At 69.1% G+C, this 12,409-nt stretch carries 10 protein-coding genes and 1 pseudogene; 8 read left to right on the plus strand and 3 right to left on the minus strand.

Going from position 1 to position 12,409, the window contains the following annotated elements; all coding sequences use genetic code 11:
- Positions 1-47: 47 nt before the first annotated feature.
- The gene (locus tag OG202_RS26460; RefSeq protein ID WP_327728560.1) at positions 48-797 is read right to left on the minus strand and encodes a hypothetical protein; all 750 of its coding nucleotides are present in this window, start codon (positions 795-797) and stop codon (positions 48-50) included.
- A 377-nt stretch (positions 798-1,174) separates the two neighbouring features.
- Here OG202_RS26460 and OG202_RS26465 point away from each other — a divergent pair, with 377 nt between their 5' ends.
- Positions 1,175-3,757, plus strand: coding sequence for a SpoIIE family protein phosphatase (locus OG202_RS26465; RefSeq protein ID WP_405895070.1), 2,583 nt, complete (start codon positions 1,175-1,177; stop codon positions 3,755-3,757).
- Between the two features lie 571 nt (positions 3,758-4,328).
- Here OG202_RS26465 and OG202_RS26470 read toward each other — a convergent pair.
- Positions 4,329-5,171, minus strand: coding sequence for a helix-turn-helix transcriptional regulator (locus OG202_RS26470; RefSeq protein WP_327728557.1), 843 nt, complete (start codon positions 5,169-5,171; stop codon positions 4,329-4,331).
- A 153-nt stretch (positions 5,172-5,324) separates the two neighbouring features.
- On the opposite strand from OG202_RS26470, the gene OG202_RS26475 reads away from it, so the two are divergent.
- The 7 genes from OG202_RS26475 to OG202_RS26505 all read left to right on the plus strand — a co-directional run bounded on the left by OG202_RS26475 (position 5,325) and on the right by OG202_RS26505 (position 12,027).
- The gene (locus tag OG202_RS26475) at positions 5,325-6,077 is read left to right on the plus strand and encodes an SDR family oxidoreductase (RefSeq protein ID WP_327728556.1); all 753 of its coding nucleotides are present in this window, start codon (positions 5,325-5,327) and stop codon (positions 6,075-6,077) included.
- 74 nt (positions 6,078-6,151) lie between these two features.
- A complete protein-coding gene (locus tag OG202_RS26480; protein WP_327728555.1) occupies positions 6,152-6,580 on the plus strand; it encodes a hypothetical protein in 429 nt (142 codons plus the stop codon).
- 190 nt (positions 6,581-6,770) lie between these two features.
- A complete protein-coding gene (locus OG202_RS26485) occupies positions 6,771-6,950 on the plus strand; it encodes a hypothetical protein (RefSeq protein ID WP_327728554.1) in 180 nt (59 codons plus the stop codon).
- 430 nt (positions 6,951-7,380) lie between these two features.
- Positions 7,381-7,707, plus strand: coding sequence for a carboxymuconolactone decarboxylase family protein (locus tag OG202_RS26490; RefSeq protein WP_327728553.1), 327 nt, complete (start codon positions 7,381-7,383; stop codon positions 7,705-7,707).
- A 942-nt stretch (positions 7,708-8,649) separates the two neighbouring features.
- Entirely contained in the window at positions 8,650-9,993 is a 1,344-nt protein-coding gene (locus OG202_RS26495; RefSeq protein ID WP_328223696.1) for an ice-binding family protein, read from the plus strand.
- Positions 9,994-10,154: 161 nt separating this feature from the next.
- Positions 10,155-10,847, plus strand: coding sequence for a DUF5819 family protein (locus OG202_RS26500; RefSeq protein WP_327728551.1), 693 nt, complete (start codon positions 10,155-10,157; stop codon positions 10,845-10,847).
- A complete protein-coding gene (locus OG202_RS26505) occupies positions 10,837-12,027 on the plus strand; it encodes an HTTM domain-containing protein (RefSeq protein WP_327728550.1) in 1,191 nt (396 codons plus the stop codon). The genes OG202_RS26500 and OG202_RS26505 overlap by 11 nt, the downstream gene beginning before the upstream one ends.
- An 84-nt stretch (positions 12,028-12,111) precedes the next feature.
- Here the strand turns inward: OG202_RS26505 and OG202_RS26510 are convergent.
- Positions 12,112-12,231 (minus strand): annotated as a pseudogene (locus OG202_RS26510) (PIN domain nuclease); the annotation flags it as partial.
- Positions 12,232-12,409: the final 178 nt, after the last annotated feature.

Here is a 12,409-nt window from a genome sequence, read left to right on the forward strand (position 1 = left end):
CGGGACGCTGGGTGTATCGGGCCCTCACCCTGTCCCGGCCGTGCGGTTCAGCCGCTCGTGCCGAGGCTGCTCATGACGTCCTTCATGTCCTTGATCAGGAGTGGTTCGATTTCCTTGGGAGTGGGAGGCGGGGACACGTCTCCCAGGGCCCTGGTGGTCAGCCCCAGCGTGAACTCGGCTCTGCCGTCGAGCACGTTCAGCTGCATCCAGTGGGAGCCGTTTCCGAAGTCGTTGGTCACCAGATAGGCATGGTCCGCGAGGCCGGGAACACGGTGCACCTCGGTCACTCCGCCACCGCCGCCCGCCGCGAAACGCTTCCTGGTGCCCGCCCGCCGGGCCTCGAACTCGGCTGTCAGGTCGGTCTGCTTGTGCAGGACGACCGAGAAGTGAAGCTGGCCGCTGTGCATGCCCCCTCCGAAGGTCCGCAGCTCACCGAAGCAGTCCGCCGTGTCCATGGCAGGGTGCTTCGTCACCGAGGACAGCCAGTCCGTGCCCTTGACGAACCGGGTACTCAGCCCCGGCCAGAGGGTCTTGGCGCACAGCTTGTCCGCGACGCGATAGCCGACCGTGCCGGGTGTGCCGGGCAGCCCGAACGCGTAGAGCCCCGAACCCCACACGATCGACGCCGCCACGACGCCTCCCAGCCCGCCCCGCATCCAGGCCTTGACCCGGCGTGTGCCGGGCGCCGACGGGGCTTCGTCGCCCGCGGCGTCCGGACCCGGCGCCGGCGCCGGCGCCTCAGGGAAGCCCTCGATGACCTCGGGCTCACCGATCGCGTTCCGCTGGGGGCTGTCCATGGCCGTGAACCTATGCTGATCAGCGGATTCCCAGGATGGATCGCCGATAACGATGTGATGTCCTCGCGGGTCGGCGATCTCCCCCTGCCTGCTGGTCGCCATCGCCGTCCGGGCCGTGCGAACCGGAGAAGACCGAACGAAGGAGACGGTGGCCGCGCCGCAACTGAAGTGACTGAAGTGACTGAAGTGGCTACAGAGGCGATGGATTGGCGGGCGGGCGGGGACGGTTTCGAGGGCAGGCCCGTGACTGCACGGAGGATGGATGCTAGAAAGGCCAGATGAAAGACCGCTTTGTCCGAGTTGGTCACATATCGCCACTGTGGTCACTGGCACGAAGGAACATACGAAGCGTCGCGGGGCAGATATTCCTCCTGCAGGTGGCGCTGGTGGTGCTGCTCGTGGCATTCGCCGTCTTCGCCCTCGTCCTTCAGTCGCAGCGGCACACCAACGCCGAGGCCAAACGACGATCCATAGCCGTCGCGCAGACTTTCGCGCATTCCCCGGGCGTGCTGTCCGCACTGGAGGCCCCCGAGCCCGCGAAGGTCCTGCAGCCGCTGACCGAAGCGGGACGCAAGTCCGCGGGCGTCGACTTCGTCGTGGTGATGGACACGAAAGGGATCCGCTACACCCATCCCCTGCCGGACCGGATCGGCAAGCGGTTCGTAGGAGAGATCGAGCCGTCGCTGGCGGGGAAGGTCTATACCGAAAGCGTGCAGGGCCCCCTCGGCGACGAGGTGCAGGCGACCGTGCCCATCCGGGACACGAGGGGCCAGGTGGTGGCCCTCGTTTCCGCCGGGCTGAAGGTCAAGAACGTGACCAGTCTGGTGGACCGGCAGATACCGATCATCCTGACCGCCGGGGCGGGCGCACTCGGAGTGGCCACCGCCGCCACCGTGCTGGTGGGCAGGCGGCTGCGACGGCAGACTCACAGCCTGGCCCCGAACGAGATGTCCCGCATGTATGAGCACCACGACGCGGTACTGCACTCCGTACGTGAAGGGGTGCTCATCGTCAGCGGTGAGGGGCGACTGCTGCTGGCGAACGACGAGGCCAGGCGCCTCCTGGAGCTGGCCCCGGACGCGGAGGGGAAGCAGGTGTCCCGGATGCCGGCCCTCGAACCCGAGATGGCGTCGTTGCTCAGCTCCGGCCGCGAGGCCACGGACGAGGTGCACCTGGCCGGGCCGCGGCTGCTGGTGGTCAACCAGAGGCCCACGGATCGCGGCGGAGGTCCCCGGGGCACCGTCGTGACGCTGCGCGACTCCACGGAGCTGCGGGCCGTGTCCGGCCGGGCCGAGATCACCGGTGAGCGGCTGAAGCTCCTCTACGACGCCGGACTGGGCATCGGCACCACCCTGGACGTGATCCAGACGGCCGACGAACTCGCCCGGATCGCCGTCCCCCGCTTCGCCGACTTCGTCACCGTGGACCTGGCCGACGCCGTACTGCACGGCGAGGAACCGGCGGCCACGGCCAAGGGAATGCGACGGGTTGCCGTATGCGGTATCCGCGACGACCAACCGCTCTACGAGAAGGGCCGGCTGATCGACTTCCTGCCCTCCACGCCCCAGGCGCGCGGCTACGGCTCCGGCCGCTCGGAACTGGTGGCCGACCTGTCCACCGCGACGGGCTGGCATCTGCAGGACCCGGAGCGCACGGAGCAGATCGTGGACTTCGGCATCCACTCGCTCATCGCCGCTCCGATCCAGGCCCGCGGTGTCGTGCTGGGCATGGTCAACTTCTGGCGCTCCAAGGAGCACGATCCCTTCGACCAGGAGGAGCTCTCGCTGGCGGAGGAGCTGGTGGCCCGTGCCGCGGTCAGCATCGACAACGCCCGCCGCTACACGCGTGAGCACGCCCTGGCGGTCACCCTCCAGCGCAGCCTGCTGCCGCGGGCCCTGCCCGAGCAGAGCGCCCTCGACGTCGGCTACCGGTACCTCCCGGCGCAGTCGGGTGTGAGCGGGGACTGGTTCGACGTGATTCCCCTGCCGGGCAGCCGCGTGGCGCTGGTCGTCGGTGACGTGGTCGGCCACGGCCTGCACGCCGCTGCGACCATGGGGCGGCTGCGCACCGCGGTGCACAACTTCTCCACGCTCGATCTGCCCCCCGACGAGCTGCTGAGTCATCTGGACGAGCTGGTCGGGCGTATCGACCAGGACGAGGCGTGCACGGACAGCCCCGCCGCCGTCGTGGGTGCCACCTGCCTGTACGCGATCTACGACCCCGCGACGTGCCGCTGCACCATGGCGAGCGCGGGGCACCTGGCTCCCGCGCTGGTCCAGCCTGACGGGAAGGTCATCTTTCCCGACCTGCCGCCGGGTCCGCCCCTGGGCCTCGGCGGCATGCCCTTCCAGACCGCCGAGCTGGACATCGCCGAAGGCTCCCAGCTCGTCCTGTACACCGACGGCCTCATCGAGGACCGGACCCGTGACCTCGACGAGGGAATGGAACTCCTGCGCAAAGCCCTGACGGATCACACGGATCGCGCGCCGGAGGAGAGCTGCCAGGCGGTGCTGGATGCGCTGTTGCCCGAACGCCCCACGGATGACGTGGCGTTGCTCATCGCCCGTACCCATGCGCTGCCACCGGATCGGATCGCCGAGTGGGACGTGCCCCCCGATCCGGCCGCCGTCGCCGGGGTGCGCGCCGCGGCGACCGGCAAGCTCGACGAGTGGGGGCTGTCCGAACTGGGCTTCAGCATGGAACTGGTGCTGAGCGAGCTCGTCACCAACGCCGTCCGCTACGGCGGCGAGCCGATCCACCTCAGACTGATCTACGACCGCTCGCTGATCTGCGAGGTGGCTGACGGCAGCAGCACCTCGCCCCACTTGCGGTATGCCGCGACGACCGACGAAGGCGGCCGTGGCCTGTTCCTGGTGTCGCAGCTGACCGAGCGCTGGGGAACCCGGTACACGCCTCAGGGCAAGGTGATCTGGGCCGAGCAGGCACTACCGAACGCCTGAGACGCCCTTCGTTTCCCGAACCGCGATCCGAGTGCACGTCCCGATCGCGCCCGGTTCGGCTACGGCGCCGACGACGTCGTACGGCCCGTCGTCTGCTGCTGACCGGTCCGGCTGTCTGCTGCTGGCCGTTCCGGCCGTCGGCTGCTGACCGGACCCGCCCCCCTCACAGCGCTCGCCCAGCGCTCGCTGCGGGACCCCACGACGCTCGCCCAGCGCTCGCCCTGACGCTTCACGACCCCCGGTTGCGTCCGCGAGCGAGGTGTACGGGCTCCGGCGTGACGTCGTGACCTCGTGCCCTGGTGACCTCGTGACCTGGTACGGGCAGCGGTGTCCGGGCTCGGTGGACGCGCTCTGGCTCCCCGCGACTCCAAGCCGACAGGCTCCCTTCGTCGCCGAGGCGGTCGAGGATCTGCCGGATGAAGTCCGCGCGCCCGACCGGGACTTGGGAGCACCGGCCGGGAAGTCGGGTGGCTCTCTCCGGGGATGCTGCCGCTTTCGACGCGCGCGTTCCTTCCAGCGGGGCACATGGATGTCCCGCCGGTCGGGGCCGTCACCCCCGGCTCGCGACTGCTCAGGGGGTGAGCTGCTGGTGTCCTATGACGGAGAGCAGTTCCAGCTTTCCCTGGCTTTCCGTGCCGGGGCGGGCGGTCATGACCACCAGGGTCTGGGCGCGGTTCTCGGTGAACAGGACCTGGGCGTCGACGTCGATACGGCCGAGGTCGGGGTCGGGGATCGTCTTGCTGTCGCCGTAGCGCTGGGCGACTTCCCGGAGTTCCCACAGGCCGGCGAACTCGGGGCTGTGTTCCTGGAGTTCGGCGACGATCCGGGCTGCCCGGGGGTCCGAGCTGCCGGCTGTGAGCGCGGCTCGCAGGCGGGCTGCCTGGGCGCGGCTGTGGCGGGGGTGGTCCTCCTCGGGGTACACCAGCCGCTCGGCGGGGTCGGTGAACCAGCGGTAGTAGGCGCTGCGGGCCAGGCCGGTGTGACGCATCTGGTCGCCGAGCAGCGCGATGGCGATCGGGTTCATCGCGAGGGTGTCGGCCATGTCGGACAGCACCAGGGCCGGGGTGTCGTCGTTCAGGCGCTCCAGGACCCGCATGAGGGCCGGGCTGACGTGCTCGGAGCGCTGGAAGCGGGCCGGCGCGTTGTGGCCGATGAGGGCGAAGAGGTGGTCGCGTTCGTCCGGTGTCAGGCGCAGGGCCCGGGCGAGGGAGGTGGTGATCTGGAGGGACGGTTGCGGGGCGCGCCGCTGTTCCAGGCGGGCGTAGTAGTCGGTGGACATGCCGGCGAGCTGGGCGACCTCCTCGCGGCGCAGCCCCCGGGTACGCCGGCGCGGGCCCTCGACCAGCCCGACATCGCGTGGGCGCAGCGCCTCGCGCCGCCGACGCAGGAACTCCGCCAGCTCTTTCCTGTCCATGCCCTTCATGGTCGCCGCTTTCCGTAGTCCCAGCCAGGGACCGCCGATCCATGGATAAACCCTCCTCTCCCGCCTGCGCGCCGCCGCTCCTACGGTCGAGGCCGCGGGCGGGGCGTTCACCGGCCCGCGGCCAGCGAAGGAGAGAAGACCCCCATGAAGATGACCGGCAACACCATCCTGATCACCGGCGGAACCTCGGGTATCGGGCTGGGCCTGGCCCTGCGCCTGCACGAGGCCGGCAACAAGGTGATCGTCGCGGGCCGGCGCAAGGAACTGCTCGACGAGATCACCGCCGGGAACCCGGGCATCGAGGCGCTCTTCCTCGATGTCGCGGACCCCGCGTCGATCGCCCACGCCGCCGAGACGGTGGCGGCGAGCCATCCGGAGCTGAACGTGCTCGTCAACAACGCGGGCATCATGCTGCCGGAGAACCTCCTCGACCCGGCCTCCCTTCCGGTCGCCGAGGATCACGTCACGGTCAACCTGCTCGGCACGATCCGGATGACGTACGCCTTCCTGCCGCTCCTGGTGGGCAAGGCCGACGCGGCCGTCCTGAACGTCACGTCCGCGCTGGCCTGGGTACCGCTGCCGATCACCCCGACCTACAACGCGACCAAGGCCGCACTGCACTCCTTCTCCGAGAGCCTGCGCGTCCAGCTCGCGGGCGCCGACGCCGGCGTCCAGGTGATCGAGGTGGCCCCGCCGGCCGTGCGCACGACCCTGCTGGGCCAGCAGGACAGCGAGACGTCCATGCCGCTGGACGACTTCCTCTCCGAGACCCTGACTCTCCTGCGCGAGAAGCCCGACGCCAAGGAGAACATCGTCGAGCAGGCCAGGTTCGTACGCGACGCGGAGGCCAACGGCACGTACGACGACGTCCTGGCCATGCTCAGCAAGATCGGCTGAGCCGGTCTCCGGCAGCCGCACTCCGGCCGCTACGGCGATGGCGGACGCCACCCGTCCGCCCGGCCGACCACATCGTGCTGGTCCGGCGACGCCCCACGGTCATTGACGGCGGAGCGGCCCTGTCCGCGGCCGGGGTGTCGTCCGGTTTCGAGCAGGTCTACGCCGCGCCCGCGCCCCGTGGCGAGACGGTCGTCGTCACGGTGGCGGTGGCGGCCGCGCACGGCTGGCGGAAGGCCCAGGTCGCCCCACTCACCCTCGAGGACGGCCGTACGCGGAAGTTGCGTGTGACGGCCGTGGTGGACGACTCGATGCCGTATCAGGTGCTCCTCCCACGCGACCTGGTACGCGATCACGACCCGTCCGCACTGGCGGACGTCGCCTACCGCACAACCCACGCCCCCACGCGCCTCCCGGCCGGGCTCGGCGCCGACGAGATCTCCGTGGAGGCGTACGCGGCCTCGGACGACGCCGAGAGGACCGGCTTGTGTGGGTCTTCACCCTGATGCTCGTCGCCGTATCGGCGGGCTACACGGCGATCGCCGTCGCCTCCACCTTGCTGACGGCCACCGCGGGCCGGGTGCGCGACTTCCGCGTACTGCGCCTGTCCGGTGCGACGCCCCGCCAGGTGCTGCTGGGCCCTCACCGCCGAAACGTGCTGTGTCGTCACCCTGGGCGCGGCCCTGGGCCTGGCGGGTGGCAGCCCCGGCCCTGTTCGGTACGGTCCACGGCCTTCGCGAGGAGCTGGGCCTGCCAGTGGAGTTGTCGCCGGCCCGGCCCTGGCTCACGGGCGTGGTGACAGGCCTACTGCTGCTCGGCACGGCGGCCACCGTCCTCCCGGCCCGCGTCGCCCTGCGGCGTATGCGGCGGGCGTGAACTACGTGAGCAACCGTCCGCAGGGCCCGCAGGAAGCTGCGGCCCTGCCCGATGAGGACATCGGCGACCCAGACGATCAGCGTGCCGGCCCGAATCTGGCACGCGAGCGCTGATCACGGCGGACAGCGAAAGGCCCGGCTCGATGACCTGGGCCTTGGTCGTTGCACGGGACCGCGGAGCGGGCGGGGGACGCGGTGCTGTTGTCGCTTCCGCGAGCGAGGTGTACGGGCTCCGGTGGCTCCGGCGTGACCTCGTGCCCTGGTACGCGCAGCGGTGTCCGGGCTCGGTGGATGCGCTCCGGCTCCCCCGCGCGTCCAGCCCGGAGTGCTTCTAGGGTTGAAGGACAGCGTGGCGCCCGTGGATGCCCGTTCTGTCCGCCTCCGCCGCACCCCATCTCCATGCCGTCAACGGCTGAAGGAGGTCACTCGGCATGTCCACAGCATCCGACACCCCTGTGCTGGACACCCTCGCCGCCATGACCGTCGACTCTCTCGAGCGCTGCGGTCTGCCCCCGGACACCCTCATCCTCACGCGCATTGCCGCGCTCGCTGCCTCGGACGCGCCCCCCATCTCCTACCTCGCCCACATCGACCCCGCCCTCCGGGCCGACCTGACCGCCGCCCAGCTGCAGGATGTCCTGGTGGCCGTCGCCCCCATCGTGGGCACAGCACGTGTGATGACGGCGGCGGGCAACATCGCCGAGGCGATGGGCATCGCGATCGCGGTCGCCGACGCCGAGGCCGAGGCCAAGGGCTGAGAAGAGACACACACCACAGCGGCCACCGTGCGTCCGAGGTCCCGACGCTCTGGCCCTCGGCCGCTGAGCGGTCCCGGCGCGTTCTGTGAGAGATTTCCGCCGAGCCTGCGTCAGGCGAGGGTGGCGGCCCGCGTCGTCATACCGGAGAGGGCGGAGCATCACCTCGGTGCCGCCGGGTCCGTCCGTGTCCACCGCGGTGCACTCGCTGAAGTCCTGTCTCCTCGGCAGGAGTTGGGCAACCAATAGTGCTGCGGCGTCCGCGCCGGAGCCGGGGAGCCTGCCACGGCCGCCGGGAACTCGTGCCCTCCACGTGCCCCCTCTTCATGCGCCCGGAGGGCGGATCCTGCGGGAAAATCCCCGCCCATGCACAAGCCCCAGGCCATTGACCTGGGGCTTCTGGAAGCGCGGGTGACGAGAATGTTCCCCGCTCGATTGCGGGCCTCGGCCTCGTCTGAACGGCCGTGAACGGCCGTGAACGGCGCTGAATGAGACGGAAAGTGAGACGCGAGCGCGGCCCCTCAGCCTCAAGGCCTCAGCCGGTTCTCCTGAGGGGCGAAGTAGACCGGTCCCATGGAGTGTGCGAGGGCCGCCGCACAGGTTGAGGCCTCCGGTTCGGGCCGCCTGGAACCACCAACTCGGTCGGCTCGCCCACGAGAACCGCACCCAGCCGCCCGGTTGACCAACCGCGTCTGTGCGGTGCCTGGCGAGGGTTCGGTTGTCGGCGACACCGCCCATTCGAGGGTATGGCCAATAGCCGGAAGCGTAATCAAAGTATTTACTTAGCATTGTGCGCTGTTTGAATGATCGGCATTTTTCCTCTGCCCCGCTTAAGGCTGATGAGCGCATATCGCTGCGTAATATGCAGCGACATAAACGGCAACAAGGCTCGCCGAATGTTCGGTAGGTCCGGTTCGCGCGGCCCCCACAGGAAATGGCCTTTCGATGAAGCTGAAAATCCCTCGAGCGGCTGACCGCCGTTCTTTGTCCGGAGTTGTGACCTCGGCCCTTGCCGCGACGGTTGCCGCCGTGTTGGTCGCCCTGATGCCGACTCAGGCGCTGGCCATCGCTACGCCTGTGCCTCTGGCCACGGCCGCGAGCTTCTCCGTTCTGGCAGGTCAGGGAGTCACCAATACCGGCCCCTCGCTGATCAGCCACGACCTTGGGACGCACCCGAATCCGTCCATCACCGGATTCCCGCCCGGCCAGGTACTCGGCGCCGTGCACGCGGCGGACGCTGTCGCGCTTCAGGCCAAGTCCGACCTGGTCACGGCGTACAACAACGCGGCCGGCCAGGCCACGGACTTCGCGCTCGCGTCGGCAATCGGCAGCGGACAGACTCTGCTTCCGGGCGTCCACACCGCTGTCTTCGGTGTCGGACTCACCGGTGACCTGATCCTGGACGCCGCGGGGAACCCGAACGCCGTCTGGGTGTTCCAGATCCCTGAAGCTCTGACGACTGCCTCCTCCAGCCGAGTGCTCCTCACCAACGGGGCTTCGCCGTGCAACGTCTACTGGCAGATCGGGAGTTCGGCCACGCTCGGCACCAACTCCACATTCGTGGGCACCCTCATGGCTCTGACCTCGATCAGCGTGACGACAGGGACGAACATCGAGGGGCGGGCGCTGGCCCGTAACGGCGCCGTGACGCTCGACAACAACAGGATCTTCCTCGGCGGCTGCGCTACCTCCACCACTGGTGGAACTACCACGGGCACCACGACCGGAACGACCACCGGCACCACGACCGGAACGACCACCGGCACCACGACCGGAACGATCGCAGGCGCCACGACCGGCGGGCTGCTCAGCGGCGGCCTCGTCACCGGTGGCGTCCTGGGCGGGCCGATCCTCTCGCCCGGTGCCTCTTCGGGCAACGTCGCCGGCACCACGTCCGGGAACACCGAAGGCAACACCGCTGGTAACACTGCGGGCAACACAGCCGGGAACACCACCTCCGGGAACACCTCGGGCAACACGGCCGGGAACACCTCCGGCGGTGACGGCGGCGGCGGGCACGACAACGCGCCGGGCCGGCCGGACCACGACAACGCGCCAGGCCGGCCGGACCACGGTGGCAGGCCTGGAGGACCGGACCACGGTGGCAGGCCTGGAGGACCGGACCACGGTGGCAAGCCCGGAGGGCCGGACCACGGTGGCAAGCCCGACCACGGCAAGCCCGACCACGGCAAGCCCGACCACGGCAAGCAGTCCGCCGAGAACTACGGCTACGACGAGATTCCCAAGGGCTACGAGGGCGACGACCACTCCAAGGGCTACGAGAGCTAGGCACCGTACTGCGGTCAGTCCGCTCACCTGATGACGGCGCGCGGCGGAATTCCTATCGAATCCGCTGTGCGCCGTCGGTGGCAGTCAGCGATAAAGCCAGGTGCGAGCAGCCGTTAGAGAAAGACAGGTAGGCGGTGTCGAGTGGAATCGACTCAGCGGACGTGGAGGAAATCCAACAGTCCCACTCCGGTCCGGCCACGCAGGAAATTCCTGACGCCACGGCCGCGCCGCACAAGGAGCCGAGGGGTGGTGCCCGTGCGCTGAAATCAGGACTGCGCGCCGCCCTGGTCCTGTGCCTGGCGGCGAGTGTCGTCCACGTGCTTCTCGTGTTCCTTCACGTGGCACCGGCCAACACCGTCTCCAAGCGATACAGCCCACTGATCAATGCATGGGTGTACCCCTTCTTCGAACAGAACTGGCGGCTCTTCGCCCCGGACCCCGAATCCGTCAACCGGCAGATTCTGGCCAGAACCGCACGCGCCGGCTCCGACGGATCGGTTCAAGTGGGCCCCTGGTTCGACCTGACGGCCGTGGATGGTTCCGCAGTCGAACATCAGCCGTTCCCGAGCCACACGGCGCAGAACATGCTGCGCCGTGCCTGGACCGGCTACGTCGACACGCACGGAGGAGACGACAAGGCGCGCACGGAACGCGCCCTGATGATGCAGAAGTACCTGACCAACATTGCCGCGGACCGCGTTGCCGCCCACAGGAGTGGCACCTTCGACTTCATTCAGCTCCGCGTCGTCACACTGCCCATCGACGCGCCCGGCTCCGCCGCCGACAAGCGCCCGCCGACGCCGGTCGAGAACCGGCTCCTGCCCTGGTGGAAGGTGACCCGCCATGGAAAATGAGGCCCAGAGGACCGCGTCCGCCGGCGTCGGCCCGTGGCTCGCCGCCCGGATCACAACCGCATGGGACCTCCTGACCGGCCACCCGGTGTCTCTGTACGCCGCGTCGGTGCTGCGCATCGGCTACGGACTGCTCTACCTGCTCTTTCTGCTGCGAGAGTTCCCGCATCGTGCCGAGATCTGGGGTCCCGGGTCCGCGTGGACGCCCGCCTTGGCACGCCAACTCTTCGAGCAGACAGGCTGGTTCAGCATCCTGACCCTGTCCGACAGCCGCACCTACTTCGAGCTCTGCTACGTGCTGGCCCTCGTCACGTCCGCGCTGTTCATGCTGGGCTGGCGGACCCGCGTCCTGTCCGTCCTCTTCGCCTTCGTGGTGACCTCGTTCCATGCCCGGGCGATCTTCATGACGGACGGGGGTGACAACCTGATCCTGCTGATGGCCTTCTACCTGGCCCTGACGGCCTGCGGTCGGCGCTGGTCGCTGGACGCGCGCAGGAACAGGCTGAAGACGGTGCGCGCGGGGACCGCGCCGGAATCGGCGAGGAGTCCCTTCACGCCGCAACTCCGCGACGCCCGCACCACCTTGATCACGGTGGTGCACAACTGCGGCATGCTCCTCATCGCGGCACAGGTCTGCTTCCTCTACGGATCGGCCGGCCTGTACAAGGTCCAGGGACCTTCCTGGAGCAGCGGCACCGCGCTTCACTACGTCCTCAACCTCGAACTCTTCCGGCCCTGGCCCGCGCTCTCCCACTTCGTGGACGAGCACACACTCGCTGTCGCCATCGCCGGCTACATGACCGTGCTCTTGCAGGTGGCCTTCCCGTTCGTCCTCTTCGGCAGGCTCAAGTACCCCGTTCTCGCGCTGCTGTTGGGCATGCACATCGGCATCGCCGCACTCATGGGGCTGCCTCTGTTTTCCGGCGCGATGATCGTTGCGGACGCCGCGTTCCTTCCCGACCGCTTCTACACCTTCCTGTCCCACCTCTGCCGACGCGCGATGCGGCGGCCGGACGGACGGCATCCGGCACCCGGACGAGCGGCAGGAGCCGGAACGGTACCCGCGCAAGGCAGGCCCGGCGTGCTCGGCTCGAAGCATCGAGTCGTACTCCCCGAAGGGCGAACGGACGACATGCTCGCCACCGAGCCCGCGTCCCCCCAGGCGCCCCCGAAGAGCAGGTGAGTCGGCTGCCGACTCGTTTGCACTCTCGGCTCGGGAAACCTTCGCCCGTGCACAGCCTTACGGTGCAGTGGTCCCTTGCCTGACTCACTTGCCGGTTTCTGGGCCGTACCACTGGAGTGCCTGTCCGGTGACGGCGGCGATGAACTCGAAGTCCCGGTCGCGGTGCAGGAGGGTAAGTCCCTGCAGTTCCGCCGTGGCGGCCACGCATCAGGTCACCCCGGTCTCTCATCGTCTGCGCCCAGTCCTCCATCGCCGTTCGAGGTGGATTACCTCACCGTCGAACGCGCGAAAATCTATAGTGGCTGAAGTAGACATTGGGTGGTCCCATGGTTATGGTTTCTCTCGTAGCCCAGAGAGGCGGAAGGGCCCGGCAGACACGAAC

It is taken from the genome of Streptomyces sp. NBC_00310 (assembly GCF_036208085.1).
Taxonomy (GTDB): domain Bacteria; phylum Actinomycetota; class Actinomycetes; order Streptomycetales; family Streptomycetaceae; genus Streptomyces.

Bases quoted from the DNA above. Each gene is read 5' to 3' on its own strand.
- OG202_RS26460 (WP_327728560.1), bottom strand. From the start codon at position 797: ATGGACAGCCCCCAGCGGAACGCGATCGGTGAGCCCGAGGTCATCGAG.
- OG202_RS26470 (WP_327728557.1), bottom strand. From the start codon at position 5,171: ATGGACAGGAAAGAGCTGGCGGAGTTCCTGCGTCGGCGGCGCGAGGCG.
- OG202_RS26475 (WP_327728556.1), top strand. From the start codon at position 5,325: ATGAAGATGACCGGCAACACCATCCTGATCACCGGCGGAACCTCGGGT.
- OG202_RS26490 (WP_327728553.1), top strand. From the start codon at position 7,381: ATGTCCACAGCATCCGACACCCCTGTGCTGGACACCCTCGCCGCCATG.
- OG202_RS26495 (WP_328223696.1), top strand. From the start codon at position 8,650: ATGAAGCTGAAAATCCCTCGAGCGGCTGACCGCCGTTCTTTGTCCGGA.
- OG202_RS26505 (WP_327728550.1), top strand. From the start codon at position 10,837: ATGGAAAATGAGGCCCAGAGGACCGCGTCCGCCGGCGTCGGCCCGTGG.